The sequence below is a fragment of the Pontibacter populi genome (assembly GCF_019336435.1).
GTDB lineage: Bacteria > Bacteroidota > Bacteroidia > Cytophagales > Hymenobacteraceae > Pontibacter > Pontibacter humidus.
Map to the genome: position 1 here is coordinate 465,802 of NZ_JAHWXQ010000003.1, position 15,450 is coordinate 481,251.

General features: G+C 45.6%; 14 protein-coding genes. 7 read left to right on the forward strand and 7 right to left on the reverse strand.

Annotation, left to right across the window (positions count from 1 at the left end):
• Window positions 1-92 precede the first annotated feature (92 nt).
• The 5 genes from KYK27_RS13740 to KYK27_RS13760 all read left to right on the forward strand — a co-directional run bounded on the left by KYK27_RS13740 (window position 93) and on the right by KYK27_RS13760 (window position 6,312).
• Window positions 93-827, forward strand: coding sequence for a head GIN domain-containing protein (locus KYK27_RS13740; protein ID WP_199110613.1), 735 nt, complete (start codon window positions 93-95; stop codon window positions 825-827).
• 151 nt (window positions 828-978) lie between these two features.
• A complete protein-coding gene (locus tag KYK27_RS13745) occupies window positions 979-1,791 on the forward strand; it encodes a hypothetical protein (protein ID WP_199110614.1) in 813 nt (270 codons plus the stop codon).
• A 320-nt stretch (window positions 1,792-2,111) separates the two neighbouring features.
• Window positions 2,112-3,671: a DUF3943 domain-containing protein gene (locus KYK27_RS13750; protein ID WP_199110615.1), complete on the forward strand. Its 1,560-nt coding sequence runs from the start codon at window positions 2,112-2,114 to the stop codon at window positions 3,669-3,671.
• 303 nt (window positions 3,672-3,974) lie between these two features.
• The gene (locus KYK27_RS13755; protein ID WP_199110616.1) at window positions 3,975-5,492 is read left to right on the forward strand and encodes a sensor histidine kinase; all 1,518 of its coding nucleotides are present in this window, start codon (window positions 3,975-3,977) and stop codon (window positions 5,490-5,492) included.
• A 145-nt stretch (window positions 5,493-5,637) separates the two neighbouring features.
• Window positions 5,638-6,312 (forward strand): LytR/AlgR family response regulator transcription factor, encoded by a 675-nt coding sequence (locus KYK27_RS13760; RefSeq protein WP_199110617.1) that lies wholly within the window; start codon window positions 5,638-5,640, stop codon window positions 6,310-6,312.
• 98 nt (window positions 6,313-6,410) lie between these two features.
• Here the strand turns inward: KYK27_RS13760 and KYK27_RS13765 are convergent, their stop codons facing one another.
• From KYK27_RS13765 to KYK27_RS13775, 3 genes are read right to left on the reverse strand one after another with little or no spacing between them, the layout of a single operon-like run.
• Window positions 6,411-7,460, reverse strand: coding sequence for a glutathione synthetase (locus KYK27_RS13765; RefSeq protein ID WP_199110618.1), 1,050 nt, complete (start codon window positions 7,458-7,460; stop codon window positions 6,411-6,413).
• Window positions 7,461-7,498: 38 nt separating this feature from the next.
• Entirely contained in the window at window positions 7,499-9,400 is a 1,902-nt protein-coding gene (locus KYK27_RS13770) for a flavohemoglobin expression-modulating QEGLA motif protein (RefSeq protein WP_246594262.1), read from the reverse strand.
• Window positions 9,366-10,175, reverse strand: a complete 810-nt coding sequence (locus tag KYK27_RS13775) for an N-formylglutamate amidohydrolase (RefSeq protein ID WP_199110620.1) — start codon at window positions 10,173-10,175, stop codon at window positions 9,366-9,368. Before KYK27_RS13775 ends, KYK27_RS13770 begins: the two co-directional genes overlap by 35 nt.
• A gap of 234 nt (window positions 10,176-10,409) precedes the next feature.
• On the opposite strand from KYK27_RS13775, the gene KYK27_RS13780 reads away from it, so the two are divergent.
• Both KYK27_RS13780 and KYK27_RS13785 read left to right on the forward strand, forming a co-directional pair.
• Window positions 10,410-10,727: a hypothetical protein gene (locus tag KYK27_RS13780; protein WP_199110621.1), complete on the forward strand. Its 318-nt coding sequence runs from the start codon at window positions 10,410-10,412 to the stop codon at window positions 10,725-10,727.
• A 1-nt stretch (window position 10,728) separates the two neighbouring features.
• Window positions 10,729-11,220 (forward strand): DUF2231 domain-containing protein, encoded by a 492-nt coding sequence (locus KYK27_RS13785; RefSeq protein WP_233150437.1) that lies wholly within the window; start codon window positions 10,729-10,731, stop codon window positions 11,218-11,220.
• 44 nt (window positions 11,221-11,264) lie between these two features.
• Here the strand turns inward: KYK27_RS13785 and KYK27_RS13790 are convergent, their stop codons facing one another.
• The 4 genes from KYK27_RS13790 to KYK27_RS13805 all read right to left on the reverse strand — a co-directional run bounded on the left by KYK27_RS13790 (window position 11,265) and on the right by KYK27_RS13805 (window position 15,376).
• Window positions 11,265-12,035, reverse strand: coding sequence for a DoxX family membrane protein (locus KYK27_RS13790; protein ID WP_199110622.1), 771 nt, complete (start codon window positions 12,033-12,035; stop codon window positions 11,265-11,267).
• A gap of 344 nt (window positions 12,036-12,379) precedes the next feature.
• Window positions 12,380-13,459 (reverse strand): isoaspartyl peptidase/L-asparaginase family protein, encoded by a 1,080-nt coding sequence (locus tag KYK27_RS13795; RefSeq protein WP_233150438.1) that lies wholly within the window; start codon window positions 13,457-13,459, stop codon window positions 12,380-12,382.
• A 256-nt stretch (window positions 13,460-13,715) separates the two neighbouring features.
• Window positions 13,716-14,087, reverse strand: coding sequence for a hypothetical protein (locus KYK27_RS13800; protein ID WP_199110623.1), 372 nt, complete (start codon window positions 14,085-14,087; stop codon window positions 13,716-13,718).
• Between the two features lie 182 nt (window positions 14,088-14,269).
• Window positions 14,270-15,376: a sensor histidine kinase gene (locus KYK27_RS13805; RefSeq protein WP_233150439.1), complete on the reverse strand. Its 1,107-nt coding sequence runs from the start codon at window positions 15,374-15,376 to the stop codon at window positions 14,270-14,272.
• Between the last annotated feature and the right edge of the window lie 74 nt (window positions 15,377-15,450).

Sequence of the window (15,450 nt, forward strand, 5' to 3'; positions counted from 1 at the left end):
TACTATATTTAATTTATTTCTTGTTTTTTCTTAGTTGCATGCAACCCATTAATGGTGTCGGGTATCTTATAGGCATAAACTAAATTAAAACTATGAAAATGAATTATCTGAAAGTGTGGTTGGGAAAGGGGAGACTTTTACTACTTGTTTTATCTGTAACTACGTTTAGCGCCTGCGAAGACACGAACTGTATCAAAGGCGAGGGTACTATCGAAACACGCGTCCTGAACCTGGAGCCTTTTACCAGGATAGAAGCCAACGGCGACTTTAAAGTTTACCTGACACAGGGACCAAATCAGAAAGTTGAAGTGAAAGGTGAACCCAACATTCTGAGTCAGCTGGAAACAAGCATTACCAATAATACCTGGAAGATCACCCACCGGGAATGTGTAAGAAAAAGCGAAGACGTAGAGGTGTATATCACCATTCCGGAAGTAGAGTCGCTGTACCTGAACGGGTCCGGGCACATTGAAGGGCAAAACACGATTACAGCCACCGACCTGCCCGTGGCAGTTAATGGCTCCGGAAGAATAGTACTGGATGTTATGGCGAACAAAGTCATCACGCAGGTTACAGGTTCCGGGAAAGTAGTGTTGCAGGGCGAGGCACCAATTCAAACCATTAACATTTCAGGCTCCGGGCGTGCCGAAACGTTTAACCTCAGCTCGGAAAATGTGACGGTAAATATTTCCGGTTCTGGAACTGGCGAAGTAACTGCTTTGGATTTACTGGATGTAACGATCTCGGGTAGCGGAAACCTGTACTATAAAGGCAACCCAACCATATCCCAAAATATATCCGGCTCTGGTAAAGTTATAAAGAAATAACTGCTGGTAATTCAGTTCTATAGTTGTAGATAAGTGAAGAATAAGCTTCGTGCTCAACTATAATTTTATATCTATTTTGGTTTGATGGCAGGGAGTTTATACCACATTTCTGCTGATTGCGTAAACCGCGTGTAACCCAAACCGAGACACGATGAAACGGATCAGAATCCTGGCCATATGTAATGCTATCTTTTTCCTGCTGCACCTGGTGCCGGCGCAGCTAACGCAACTTAAACTGCTGAGCGGCCAGACCATCGGCGAAGTGTCGGATAAGTACTTTACGTTGTTTACACCTGCCGGCATTACGTTTGCGATCTGGGGTGTGATTTACCTGGCACTAGCTGCCTTTTGTATATATCACCTGGTAAAAGCCTTTAAAGAAAATGCCACGCACGAAGCGAACCGGGCCATCTCGCGCATGGGCTACCTGTTTATAATCAACAGCCTGGCCACCGGCCTCTGGACAATTGCCTGGGTACATGAATGGTTGCTGGTTTCGGTGGGGTTAATGCTGGTACAGTTGGTGACGCTTATTCTGATACAACTTACAGTTGGAATTTACAATCCGAAACGCTCGGCTGCCTCGAGGTGGTTTACACAATTTCCGTTGAGTATCTATTTTGGCTGGATCTGCATCGCTACTGTCGCAAACATAAGCGCCACACTGGTTGGCTATGGCTGGCACGGCTTCGGTTTATCCCCGGAATTCTGGACTATGTTGATGATAGCTGTGGCTACTGGTATTACGATCTTTGTGGTGCTTAATCGCCGGAATGCATTTGTTGGTTTAGTTACCATCTGGGCGTTCTATGGAATTATTCTCAAGCATAAGGCCCTGAGTTTAACATCAGGTTCGGATATAATAACAACAGCATGGCTGTGCCTTGCATTAGTAGCACTGTCTGTACTCTTTATAGTTTACCGGAATATGTTCCAAAGCAAAACCGCCTTAAGCGTTGGGTGAGGATAGCTATAGTTTAACTCAGGTAGGTATAAATAAAAAGAGGCTCCCCGTCTGGGAGCCTCTTTTATATGATAAGTTTATAAAAAACTTTTCAACTTTTAGCCATCCTTTTATACGGCAGTGGGTTTCAGAAGGTTATGAATTCTTAGAAAATAGTTGAAATAATTTTAAAATAAGCCCTGATTCATCGAAAACGCTGTTTTTTTCTGAATTTATAGTTTAACGTCACTATTAATACCTATTTCCGTATGAGTGCCAAAGTTTAATGACATGCTATAAGCGATCAAAAAAACATTATGATACGCCCGGCACCCTTACTCATGAAATTCTTCTATACAATACTCTGTCTCCTCCTGGTTACAACACACCTGCATGCAGAAGCAGTAACTACTACCGGATCTGCAATTTCTGTGACAGCTAACACAGGAGTTGATCCGGCACCCGGCAGCCGCCAACTGGTGCAGGAACACTTCAGAACTATAACCCGGAACGCTAATGCATCTAACCATCCGGGCTTTATAGTTGAGAACAAACAGGAGTCTCTTTTGAAAGAGCAGGAACAGGTAAGTAACCAACGAGCTCCACTCTGGAAACCTGCCGTGGAGGTAGCTGCCATTAACCTGCTGTTTATGGGCTATAACCGCTATGTAGCAAAAGCAGATTATGCTTATGTAAACTTCGATACCTGGAAACATAACCTCAGCTCTGAGCCGGAATGGGACACAGACGAATTCGGGATAAACTTTATAGGTCATCCTTACCAGGGCACTTTGTACTTTAATACGGCTCGTTCTCATGGGTATACCTACTGGCAATCATTGCCATTTGCCGTAGCAGGTAGCTTAACCTGGGAATATTTCGGTGAAAATACGCTTCCATCTTATAACGACATGATCTATACGCCCCTGAATGGGGCTGCTCTTGGAGAGATCCTGCATCGCCTCAGTTCCAATATTCTCGATGACCGCACCAGGGGCAGAGAGCGGACCATACGCGAAGTGGCGGCAGGTATCGTAAATCCGGTGCGTGGTTTGAACAGGTTGCTGCAGGGGCAAACCTTCCGGGTAACTGACGAAGACCTCTACGAAAATGAGCCGCTTAACTTGACGGTTTTTGCAGGGCTGCACCGCCTGAACACCGAGGAAAACGATGTGTTCGGCAAAGGCAAAAGCAATAGCATGCTCAGTTTGCAGCTGGACTATGGCAGACCCTTCGAACCTGTAAAACGCCAGCCATTCGACTTTTTCAGGTTCAGGGCAGAATTTAGTTCAGGGAAAGCAGATACGATAGCCAGCAGAATAAATAATGTAACAGGCTACGGCATACTGGCTGGTCGTAACATGCAGTTGGGGCGGTTATCACTTTTAACAGGCGCTTTTCAGTATTACGATTACTGGAACACCCGTAATTTTGAATTGGGCGCACTGGGTTTTGGTGGAGGAGTTTTTTCGATGCTGGAGCTGGGCAACCGGGTAAATTTATTTACAAACGCACACCTTGGCATCATTCCACTGGCCGGCAACAGTACCCGATCGGCCCCGGATGTGTCTGGTTTCCGAAACTATACCTTTAACACTGGCTTGCAGGGGAAAATAGAAAGCACGCTGGCTTTAAGCGACCATGCAACTATAGCATTTGTATATTATCATTTCTGGCTCAACACATTTGACGGGATCAAAGGAAACAACTCGATAGGCATCGTCAGGCCTAGAGCAACCGTTCAACTGTACAAAAACCTGAGCCTGGGTTACGAGCACTTTGGCTATGCCACCAACAGGCGACTAGCTGCTTATCCAAATCAGAAATCAGTAGTAACAGAGCAGAAAATATTTCTACAACTTTTCCTGGAGGCGCCCCAGCGAAGTGGAGGTTACCACTAACTATAGTTGCGATTAAATGCCCTTATAGAAAGTAGAGTAATTGAGCTCTCTATTAGGTGCTGGCAAATCTGTGATCCGTAACTTTTTATAAGCTTGGATTTGTAATCCAACTAGGCCAGGTCCACACTATAGTTCGACACGAGCGAGGACGCCCGCGCCATGACCCTATAGTTTACACAGCCAGTAAAGCCTCTACCACCATATTTTATAGCTCCGTTTCAGGAGAGAAAGTATTCGTCACAAACATCCGGGCTTTCATCACATTTGCTGTTTTGTCTCAACGCTTTCCCTTATCATTGATCCATGAATGATCTGACAATGAAAAGCTTTATTGCTGAACCGCTGCAACGGAATAAGGTAGAGTTCTGGGCAGCCACCACTATCTTTGTTTTCGCACTGTTTTCGCTGATCACCGCCGACAGCCCGAATGAACACCTCTTCCGGGACGCTGGATATGACTTCCAACATTATGAGAACTATTTCTGGCCTCAACTGCTACGTTATAGTTTGCTCTATCTGTCGTTTCTGCTGCTAAACTTTAGAGTTCTGCCAGGCTTTATTGCTAAGCAAAAGGTATGGTTACATGTCTTTATAACCCTGCTTACCTTCGTCGTTCTCAGCCTGTTTATCGGCATCTTCGATACGTATACAAAAGGTTACCTTTTCTCAAGGTTTGAAACAGAAGATGAAACGTATAGCCAGATTTTCCAGATCAGCTTCAGCCATACCCTCTGGTTGTTTCTGATGTTCGGATTCTATTCTGCAATCAAGTTCACGGGGCTTTACCTGCTTTCCAACTCCATGGTAATACAGTCTAAATACAGGATGGTAACCCGTGATGCTCTTACTGCCTTCGTGTTCTGGATGGTAAGTGTGTTCCTGTTACTGATCATGGATGTTGGCGAGGAGATTACAGTGGTATGGGCTGTTTTCTCACTTAGTGCCTTACTGCTGTATTGCATTTCATTTTACACCCTGATACCGAAGTCCTTAAAAACTAAAAAGCCGCTGAGGTCTTATATTTTAAGGACGTTGCTTGTACTAGCTCTGGCTTTTCTGCCCATTGCTTTTGTAGTAATGACGGTTGTTTACCACGAAGACTCATCATTTGGCATTAGTTTTTTTAACACGCTTTTCCAGCTTGCTGTAACGGTGCCGGTAACCTGGGTGCTATTTAAGCGCCATACCAAAGGTAACGAAGAAGTATATGTGCTGAAAAAAGAACTGGGTAGATCGAATGCCAACCTTGACTTCCTGAGGTCGCAGATAAACCCGCACTTCCTGTTTAATGCCCTGAACACACTTTACGGTACTGCCCTGCAGGAAAACAGTGAGCGCACTGCACAGGGCATACAAATGCTGGGCGACATGATGCGCTTTATGCTGCACGAAAATCACCAGCCCAGAATTCTGCTTTCGCGCGAAGTAGAGTATATGCGCAACTACATCGATCTGCAACTGCTGCGTACGTCCACGTCGCCGGACATTGTGATAGAGGCCCGGATAGAAGATGTGCTGGCCGAGCGCTATATTGCCCCGATGCTGCTCATCCCTTTTGTAGAAAATGCCTTTAAACACGGCATCAGCCTGAAAGAAAAATCGTGGATAAGAATAAGCCTGCACACTGACCAGAGCAAGCTATATTTCGACGTATATAACAGCAGGCACCCGAAGCTGGAGCAGGATCCTGAAAAAGATCAGTCGGGCATCGGTCTCAGCAATGTGAAGCAACGCCTGGATCTGCTTTACCCGGGCAAGAAGGAACTGATCATCCGCGAAACACCGGAAGAGTTCTTTGTGCACCTCACCCTTGATTTGTAACTAACTATAGTTAGAAAGTTTTGAAGTTAGAAGGTTAGAAAGTGATGGAGAAGTACAGACGCAATACCTTGTGTCTCCATTATGAAACGATCTATAGTTTTAAGTAACTTCAGGGTGAAATTAAAGCAGGTATAGTTTGAAACTTATGAGAGCAATAGCAATAGACGATGAACCGATGGCGCTGGAAGTGGTGCGCCTGCACGCTGCCAAGGTGCCGTATCTAGAGTTGGTTGCCTGCTTTACCGATGCTTTTAAGGCGCTGGAATTCCTGCAAAATGAGTCTGTGGACCTGCTCTTCCTGGATATAAAGATGCCGGATATATCGGGACTGGAGTTTGTGACTAGCCTTCAGAAAAAACCGATGGTGATCTTTACAACTGCCTATACCGAGCACGCCGTTACCAGTTTTGAGCTCGACGCGATAGATTACCTGCTGAAGCCCTTTTCGCTGCCAAGGTTTATAAAAGCATGCAACAAGGCACACGAACTTCTGCAACTACGCGGAACCACAACGCCGGTAAAAGATTATATTTTCCTGAAGACCGGTTATGAGCAGGTAAAGGTTTTTTACGAGGAGATACTCTACATGGAAGCTGCCGGCAACTATGTAACCTTTGTGTTGCAGGATAAAAAGCTATTGTCGCGGATGACCATTAACGAACTGAGTGAACAGCTGCCCACAGATAAGTTTATCCGGGTGCACCGGTCGTATATAGTGGCCAAAGACAGGATAGACAAGATTGAACGGCACCAGGTAACTATAAAAGGAAATGAAGTGCCGGTTGGTGCATCGTATATGCCCCAATTACAGTTAGTATAAAGTGAAAGTTTAGTTAGTGTTTAAATTAGTAATTGTTTCTTAAGCAAAAAGCCACGCTGAATAATACAGTGTGGCTTTTGTGTTTAAACTATAGTTGATCAGATCATGGCAATTGTTTTGTTATCGACCTGTACACCGTAGGTTTTCTTATAGTGTACTTTTTTCTCCAATGCGGCAATGATGGGTTCTGAAAAGTCTACTCCTTCCAATTCGCTGGCATCGGGCAAAGCACCCGGGCTAAACACGTTTATCTCCATCAGTTTATCGCCCACTATATCGAGGCCAACCAGGAACATGCCATCCTGAATCAGTTTTGGTTTTACCAGTTCCACCAGGTCCAGCATGCGCTGATCTACTTTGGCAGCAACGGCAGAACCGCCGGCGTGCATGTTGCTCCGGATATCGTCTTTACTGCTCACCCTGCGGATAGCGCAATACTTTCCTTTATGCTGCAGGGCTTCCCCGTTCATTACAAAAAGGCGCACATCACCTTCGGTAGCTTCCGTTAAATATTCCTGGGCAATTACGTAGCCATCCCTGCTGATCGCTTCCACAATCTGGTTTAGGTTAGTGGCATCGTCCTTCTTTACCATAAACACGCCCGAGCCACCGGAACCCTGCAGCGGCTTTAATATGATGTTGTTATTCTGCTCGTTAAAAAATTCCTTTATCTCTTCCTTATCGCGGGTAATGAGCGTGCGTGGCCTTACTGCCTCTGGAAAGTGCTGGAAGTACATTTTATTTGCTGCATCCGATAACGAAGTAGGATCATTTAACACAATAACTCCGTGATGCAGCGCTAGCTGGCCGAAAATGATACCTGCATTCTGCGCCCACGAGCGTCCTTCGCCTTCAGCAGACGGGTCGTTGCGGAGCATCAGCACATCCAGATCAGGAGCAGTTACCCGCACCCTGGTGGCTGTGTCACTTTGCAAGGCTTCCAGGTAAGTAGCCGGTGTTTTGTACTTGTGATTTGCCTCGGCCTGTGTGGCCGTTGCACCCATATATCCATCGGGGTAATAGGCCAGGTCGCCCACGCCCATCAGGTACACATTATGCCCGAGATTATGCATGCGCTGCGCCAGGAAAACAGTGGTGTAAGATGCTTTTTCTGTATTTACGTCGTTAACTACGAATCCAATATTCATGTGAGGTGCTTCTAAGTTTAGTGTGCCAGGGTGGTTGGCTATAGTAAGTTAAATACTGTTATGCCTTCTTTTAGTTTTTCAAACTTGGGTTTTATAGTTGGATCGAGCAGGTAGCGCGGCTTTAAGGGCACCGGCCGCAACACATTTCTGTAGATGAGTTCCTGCACAATAGGTAAGTAATCCTGCCGTATTTTTCCGATCAGGAGTGGTTCCAGGGCATTACCTTCTTTGAGGTAGTTCAGGAGGTGAATGAGGCCCCGCAGGTATACGGCATCTTTGGTGAGACCACCACCACGGTGCACGCGCATCGTTATATCCCAGGCCGTTTCTTCGTCAAATTTATAGGTCTCTTTCAGTCGCAGGAAATTATCAATAAAGCTGCAGCCTTTGGTTAAGTGGTAAACCGAAACTACCCGCGCTGCCAGTATGCGCATTCTTTCCTGGTCCAGGCCCCCAACCAGCCATTCGCTCAACACTGCCAGACCTTCCTGTAGCTCTTCGTAGCCCGGGCTGCCAATGTATAGTTGCTGCAGCGGTTGTGCTTTGCCGTTATAGTACGTAAGTATGTGCGTGCCTACTTCGTGCTGGATCAAGGCCTGGGCGCGGTGTCGGGGTATCTTTGCATCGGTACCTACATGTAGCCTGCCTTTCGAAACGATAAGGCCAACTATATCATCGCTGACAACTACCCCTGAATCTACTCCGGCATACTGCTTTTTAAGAAACGCAATTTCCTGCTCGGCCAGCGCTGCAAATTCGGGTACAGGTATCAGTTCTACATCAGCTTCGCGGGTGGAGGCAGGAATGGCAGCCAGAATTCCTTCGGCTACTTTCAGTAACTGGTCATCTACAGTACCAAACAGTTGCATACTGCTATACATAAAGTCCGGTGTGTTACGGTCAGCAAGCATTGTCAGCATCTTGTCGAGCTCGTGGCGTTTGTCCCGGAAAAGGTAAGCCAGCGTAGGGTCGTCTACTTTCTCTATCGGGATATTGTATAGTTTCCGTTTCAGCTGGTCAGCATCTACAGGCATCAGGCGGTAAAAGAAGGTTGGCGTCTGGCTATAGTTTGATTTTTTGAATTCGGCCCAGGCTTCGTTGTTATTGACAGGTGTTACCAGCAACAGGAACCGGAACTGATCGCTGATGCTGGTGAGCTGCTTGTCTATTTTCCAGACCGATCTGTTAACCGCCTGTCTGCCCAGCGACTGGAAATGGATCGGCTTGTGGGATGTTTGTACGGATAAAAAATCAAAGACTGTTTTCTTGATCGCGGCAGCAATTTTCTCGCGCAGGGTGCGCAGCAATAAGGGGTAGGCTGTTCCGGTTTCCTGGTTTACATAGATCGGTTTCAGTTCCAGGCCAAGCATCAGGTAACTATGTTTCTTTAGCTTTTCTTCCGGGAAAAGGCTTAATGGGCCTTCCAGTAATTCCTGGTTCGATACTGTTTCTACAGAACTATGAAAGCCGCCGATCTTTATCTGTTCCAGTTCATGCTGCAGGGTACTGATAGTTGTTGGTAACTGCTCTTTCGGGCCAAGAATTCTGAAAAGTGGGGTAGTGGGAGTTGCCTGTGGTGCAGCTTTTATTTCCAGGATCAGAAAAGCATCAAACTGATGCGCCATTTCTTCGGCTATGCTGCCAATCAGCCTGGTGAGCTCCGGTGTCTGTTCTTCCTGCGCGATAATGTAAGAGGCAGATGCTTTTACAAAGTCTGCGGTAGCGTGGTCGGGGTTACCGGCCGGGTGGCGGAAGAGCAGTAAGAAGGGCAGGGGCCTGTCGATGTAAACCAGGCCGCCACCGGGCAGGCGACGGTGCACCTGCTTGCCACGGCGCAGGCTTTTGGTGATCTTCTGTATAAAATGGTCGGTAATGCTGTCGATCATGCCATTTGTTGATCCGTAACTATAGTACCCGGCACACTTCGTGCATGGCAGCAAGGACGGGTGTTATAGTTTGGGCCAGTGCTTTCTTTATTTCTTCTACCTGTCCGTAATCGGGCTTACCGGTCCATTCATCCATAAAGAATTTCTTAAACTCAATGCTCATCACACAGGCGTTGTCCCCGAAGTTGTCGTGTATCCAGCGCATAAAGTGGCCGCCTTCAAATTTTACATTCTCACGAACATCCAGTTGCCGGCCATGGAAATCATAACTTTTAAGGGAGTTGGTAAAAGCATCAACCACAGGCGCCCACTTGCGGCGGTCCATGTTACCGGTACCAATGTTAACTTCCGGGTTTTGCTGCGGATCAGCGGCCGGACCTTCAGCGCCATCGCGTTTATGGTTGTAACTGTGCAGGTCGTACACTATAAAGCAGCCGTGTTTTTGCTGTACTTCTGTAAGCAATTGTTTTACGTCGGCATAAAACCTGTCGTAGTGGGCCAGCGATTCTTCAGCAAACTCTTTCGAAAGCTCATCTTTCCAGACGTTTAAGCCCCAGGCATCTTCGGGTTTTATATAGATCGCTTTGTCGCGGGAGCGGTTCAGGTCCAGCTCGAAGCGGGAATTGTGCCCTATGATACGGTTATCGGTTATTTCAACCCAATGGTCCGTAAATGGATCTTCTTCGCGCAGACGCTCTTCAGCTGCCAGTGCAAACAGGTTACTGATGTTGTGGCGCACCTCGTGCCCGCTATGTATGGCCGTAGCTATAAGGGGGCTGTCGCCACGGGTTATGGTATAGTAAGTACTGTCTATTTTAGTGTGTTCCATAGTTTTAGTGCTGTACAAGGTTTTACCCTCATCAGCTTCGCAAGGTTATACCGGTACCTGTGCTGCCGATGGTATCGGGCACTATCGTATGAAGAAATCTATAGTTGTCTCAGTCATCCTGAACTATAGTTTACCTGGTGAACCTGATCGCTTGTTAAATATATGGTATCAAAATACTTAAAACCTGTTTGACTAATTTGACTATATTTGAGTGAAACCAAAAACTTAAATCCTATGAAAAATTACAAAGCAATTTTAGCCCTTCTGTTCATGTTGATGCCATTTATGTATGCCTGCCAGCAGGGCACTGACGTAGTGGAATCGGGCACTTACCAGGGTACTGTTGATGAAGTAGAGGCGGCAAAAACCGAGATCTATGTGAAGACAGATGATAACAAACGCCTGGAGCTATACTTTAACGAAAACACGACGCTGACAAGAAACGGCGAAACAGTTCAGTTCGATCAATTACAGAAAGGCCAGAAGGTAGAGGTAGAAGTAAACAAAGTTGGTCAGCGTTTAGAACCAGTTGCTGTTCGTATCCTGGAATAACATGATCGATCAAAGCTTCTGGCGAACAGAGGTCTGGCACCCGCTCACGGTACACTTCCCTGTCGCTATATTATTACTGGCTACTATCGTAAAGGTAGTAGCCGTACTTTTGCGTGAGCAGCAGCAAGGGTTCTGGCAACGGGCCGGAGCCTATTTGCTTTATATTGGCTTCCTGGCTGCCTGGGTTAGTGTGTATACCGGTAGCCTGGCAGAAAGTATTGTAGCCCGCAAACTATGTGACCCCACTGTTTTAAAAGATCACGAAATAGCTGCTTTTAACCTGGCCTACATTTTTACGGGAGCTACTGCTCTGGAACTGGCTTTGCGTTTTCAGTTGCTGAAGTTTAAGCCAGCCCTGTTGCAGGTTATAGTACTGCTGCTAATGCTGGCAGGTTCCGGTTTCCTGGTCTACGTAGGGCATACCGGTGCATCCGTGGTTTATAACCAAGCAGGTGGCGTCAACATTCCGCCGGCAGACTGCGCTGGTTTCTGATAATCTTTTATGAATTATCCTGTAGCCTGTTAGTCAACTATAGGTTAGTTAGTAGCAGCAGCTGAAGCTACTTCTATGCTGGTCTTATCGCGTGAGCCCAAGTACAAACGGTAACACAGTAATATGGCTTCTACGCCAACTATAACTACCAGGGCAATCCGTATCTGTGCATGCAAATCACCGAAGGTCAGTAAGATCATAGCAACAAAAGGAAGAACTATAAGTGCTGCATCCAGTCTGGTGAGAAGACCCGATCGAACTATAGTTACAGCAAAACTTATAAATGCCAGCAATGCCGCCAGGTTGGTTAGGGTATAGCTCACAGAAGTCATCAGCAGGGTAAGCGTACAAAACCCGATCCCCATCCAACTATAGTTATGCTGGCCTATCGTGTCGGTAATGGCAGGTGTGGTTTTGTGCTCTCTATCAGGTTGCAGCAGGAACAGGAACTTACGGTGTTCCAGGCCAAGCAACACCAGGTTAAGTAACAGGAAAACAGCATTTACATACGGCGTGCCCTGCCAATCCATGGATATGGTAACGGCCAGGATGGCAACATTCATGGGCACCAGCATTACAGTCCCAAGTAAACTATAGCGTTGCGATAAAAGCAGCGTTCCGCAAATTACCTGGCTAATGGCCACTATCCTGGCAAACAATCCCAAGCCATGTTTTGCCAGTGCTTCTTCCAGCCACGGTGGCCCAATCAGTTGCCCGAAGTTGCCGTGCGTGAGTTTACAGATGCCAGCCGAGAAAAAGATATATCCCAGGAACAGACGGATAAGCAGCATGAGCAGGTACTGGTTCTTTAACATAGTTTTAGTGGGTAGTGAAGTGGCAGATATGTTAGTATACCTGTAAGTAAAAAATAGCATCTCACTTTAAAAAATGAATTATACTAACAGGTTGGTTTTCACTACAAATAGCCGGATTTTACAGTTGTTTATTTTAGCGAGTATGCTGATTATAAGCAGATTATAGTTAGCGCCGAGCTGAAGAAAGAACTTTAGAAGAGTGAAGCAAAACTGCTAACCCAGGGTGAACAATCAAATAGAAAAGCCGCTCTTCAGCAGTAGAGAGCGGCTTAACATATAGTTATGATATTACGGTTTTAGGTTAACTATAGGGCTTATAGTTTAAACTATAGAACAAGTAGTTTTTACTTCTTATTATAGATCTCAACGCCACGTTGGTTAGAGGTTGTTCTCCAGCCTCTGTGCATGCGGTCGCTGTTAAATACGAGCGCAATATTTCCCTGCGGATCAACCCCTATTACACCTACATCGCCTTCTTCCGGTTTTACTCGTTCCAGCACCACCGTTTCGCAGGCTTTTTGTAAGGTTAGTCCTTTGTATTCCATTAACGCTGAAATATCATAGGCAATCACGTTCTTTATCAGCACTTCGCCATCACCTGTACCAGATATAGCGCAGGTCTTGTTTTTAGCATAACAGCCAACCCCGATCAGGCAACTGTCGCCAATGCGGCCCATCTTTTTATTTTCAGTACCTCCCGTTGAGGTTGCTGCTGCCAGGTTGCCTTCCCGGTCCAGGGCCACAGCCCCGACGGTGCCATGTATGCGTGCGTTCAGTTCGTCCAGGCCAATTCTGTCACTGCTTGTAAATTCTTCTTCCCGCTTTTTAGAGAAAGCATCGAATTGGTGCTCGGTTATAAAGTAAGAAGAGGGCTCCATCCGGATATCTATTTTCTTGGCATATTCCAGGGCTCCCATATCCCCCAGGAATCTATATTTAGTGTTCAACATTACAGCTTTTGCCAGCGATACTGGGTTGCGGATGTTCCGGACCAGAGCCACTGCCCCGGAAGCCTGGTCGCTACCTCGCATAATGGCCGCATCCATTTCCACTTCCCCGCTTGCATTCAGGGCAGATCCTCTGCCGGCATTAAAGAGGGGATTATCTTCCAGTGTTTTCACTGCTGCCTCTACTGCATCTACTGCTGAGCCGCCATCTTCGAGTATTTTATAGCCGGCATCTACCGCTTCCTGTATTCCTTTTTCATAGCCTTTTTTGTTTTCATGTATGTGATCTGAGTCCGGTCCTGCGCCACCATGAACTAAAATTGCGATCGGTTTCTTCTTAGCCATCGTTTCGTTGTTTTCTGTGTTGGGATTATAGTTCTCAGGTAGTACGGCTTTTGCTAAAGCACGTTGATGCTGCTGTAAATCCATATAAACGCAAAAGAGAAACGCGATCCCAGGACCGTGTTTCTCTTTCATGTCTGACGGATTATCCGTGACTTTTAACCGAATGTTCTACTGCTTTTTAAACCTTAGTTTGTTACGTGTGTATAGTTGCTACACCACTCCAGAGCTCCGGCTCATAGTAAACCATGTTACTATTCAATAGATGTTTCGGGTATGTGCCATAATGTATCCGTTTAGCATAAGTCCTCACTACTAAGACACGGTTTGGAGCTTCAAAGGCAACTATGTTAGCGCCTACGCCTTACTATAGTTTGACTGTAGTGGTAAATTAATTGTTACCGGCCTTCTTATTAGCCTTAGCCGATTTTATGGCTTGTTTATCTGCATCAGCACGGTTGCGTTGTGCTTTGGCTTCCATGGCAGCTGCCCGTTTTGCCTGTTTTGCGGCATAGGATGCCTCCTTATCAATTCGTTTTGCTTCCTTCGCTTTCGCCTCAGTAATCTTAGCATTTGCTTTTGTGTCTGCTTTTAATTCTTTGGCATTTTGTAAGCGTATTTCGTCCCGTATTTTTTTCTCTTTAGCGAATTCCTGTTCTTTTTTCTGCTCTTCTATAGTAGGAGTGTTCTGGGCGAAAGATTGTGTTGCTGCCAACAATAAAAATCCTGTTATCAGCGAAAATAAAATGTTTTTGTAAGTCATATTTTAAGGAAAAGGTATATTCTATTATCCTGTTTATAGTATACGCACGAAGCTATATTAAAACTGGAATAACCTGATATAGAATAGATTATAGTTTGAATAGTGCCTTTGAGGTAAGTGGTGGCTCTAAATCACGTAGTTGAAAGCTAATGCCTTGAACAATAAACAGGTCCGATTACAAACTATGACTCCTGAACTATAGGTTTGAGATAAATGACAAACTCGGTACCGTGATTTAGTTTACTGTTTACAGAGATACTGCCGCCCGTATTTTCGACAAGCTTTTTTATAAGGTAAAGGCCGATGCCGGTACCTTCTCTATCTTTTGTAAAGCGTGTATAAGGGGCAAATAAAAGGTCTATCTTGTCTTCAGCTATGCCCAGACCATTGTCCTTCACCGAGAGCATTACGTATTCTTCTTTTTCCTCAGTTTTAACAACTATTTCCGGAGGGCGGCCCGGTGCCTGGTAGTTAATAGCATTGCTGAGAAGGTTATAGAGGATGCTTCTCAGGTTTTTAGGAGAGGTTTCTATAGTTGCAACACCCAGTTCATAGGTGATGCTGGCATTACTATTTACAATACGATCTTTTATAGTTAGCTCTACTTCATTCAGGATAGCTTCGAACGAAACGGTTTCAGCTATTTCTTTATAGTTACCTTCGATCTTCGCAATTTCAGACAACTCGTTTAAGATCGTGCGCATTCTATTCACAGAGGAGTCCAGCATCTTAGCGATCATTTCCTGCTCGTGATTATCTTCGTCGCAATTCGCCATTAGCTCGGCAGATGTTACCTTCAGTTGTTCCACCAATCCCTCAATGTTTGCCAAAGGCGCTTTCAGATCATGTGAAACAGCATAGATAAAAGTTTCGTGCGACGCATTTAACTTTTCCAGTTGCTTGAGCACTTTCATCCGGTCAGTGATATCAACAAACGTGATGATGACGCCATTCGCCCTGTTTTCTTTTTTTATAAGATAGGGGATAATGTTCATCTGGAACCAGCGCCTGTCAGTTGTCTGGATCTCTTTTTCGAAGATCTCTCCGGATTCAATTACCGAGTTGATGTTCTCAACTATAGTAGAGTACCGGATGTGATTGACCATCTCCTGCATAGGCCTCCCGATATGCTCAGGAGTGAAGCTGAATTGCTTCATGGCCGGCGGCGTGAATTTGCGGAGTATTAAGTTAGCATCAACAAAAAGCTGTGGTATAATTGTGTTTCTGAAATAGTTTTCCAGTTCATCATTCAGCTCTATAAGTTGCTGTATCGTTTTTGATCCGTTCATGTTCATGAAGGGTGCTGCTTAATACGTAAAATAATGCTGACCATCCGGCTAACTATAGTTTCCCGGAAAGAGGA

Bases quoted from the DNA above. Each gene is read 5' to 3' on its own strand.
- KYK27_RS13765 (WP_199110618.1), bottom strand. From the start codon at position 7,460: ATGAATATTGGATTCGTAGTTAACGACGTAAATACAGAAAAAGCATCT.
- KYK27_RS13745 (WP_199110614.1), top strand. From the start codon at position 979: ATGAAACGGATCAGAATCCTGGCCATATGTAATGCTATCTTTTTCCTG.
- KYK27_RS13790 (WP_199110622.1), bottom strand. From the start codon at position 12,035: ATGTTAAAGAACCAGTACCTGCTCATGCTGCTTATCCGTCTGTTCCTG.
- KYK27_RS13755 (WP_199110616.1), top strand. From the start codon at position 3,975: ATGAATGATCTGACAATGAAAAGCTTTATTGCTGAACCGCTGCAACGG.
- KYK27_RS13785 (WP_233150437.1), top strand. From the start codon at position 10,729: ATGATCGATCAAAGCTTCTGGCGAACAGAGGTCTGGCACCCGCTCACG.
- KYK27_RS13800 (WP_199110623.1), bottom strand. From the start codon at position 14,087: ATGACTTACAAAAACATTTTATTTTCGCTGATAACAGGATTTTTATTG.
- KYK27_RS13760 (WP_199110617.1), top strand. From the start codon at position 5,638: ATGAGAGCAATAGCAATAGACGATGAACCGATGGCGCTGGAAGTGGTG.
- KYK27_RS13780 (WP_199110621.1), top strand. From the start codon at position 10,410: ATGAAAAATTACAAAGCAATTTTAGCCCTTCTGTTCATGTTGATGCCA.
- KYK27_RS13795 (WP_233150438.1), bottom strand. From the start codon at position 13,459: ATGAAAGAGAAACACGGTCCTGGGATCGCGTTTCTCTTTTGCGTTTAT.
- KYK27_RS13750 (WP_199110615.1), top strand. From the start codon at position 2,112: ATGAAATTCTTCTATACAATACTCTGTCTCCTCCTGGTTACAACACAC.
- KYK27_RS13740 (WP_199110613.1), top strand. From the start codon at position 93: ATGAAAATGAATTATCTGAAAGTGTGGTTGGGAAAGGGGAGACTTTTA.
- KYK27_RS13775 (WP_199110620.1), bottom strand. From the start codon at position 10,175: ATGGAACACACTAAAATAGACAGTACTTACTATACCATAACCCGTGGC.
- KYK27_RS13805 (WP_233150439.1), bottom strand. From the start codon at position 15,376: ATGAACGGATCAAAAACGATACAGCAACTTATAGAGCTGAATGATGAA.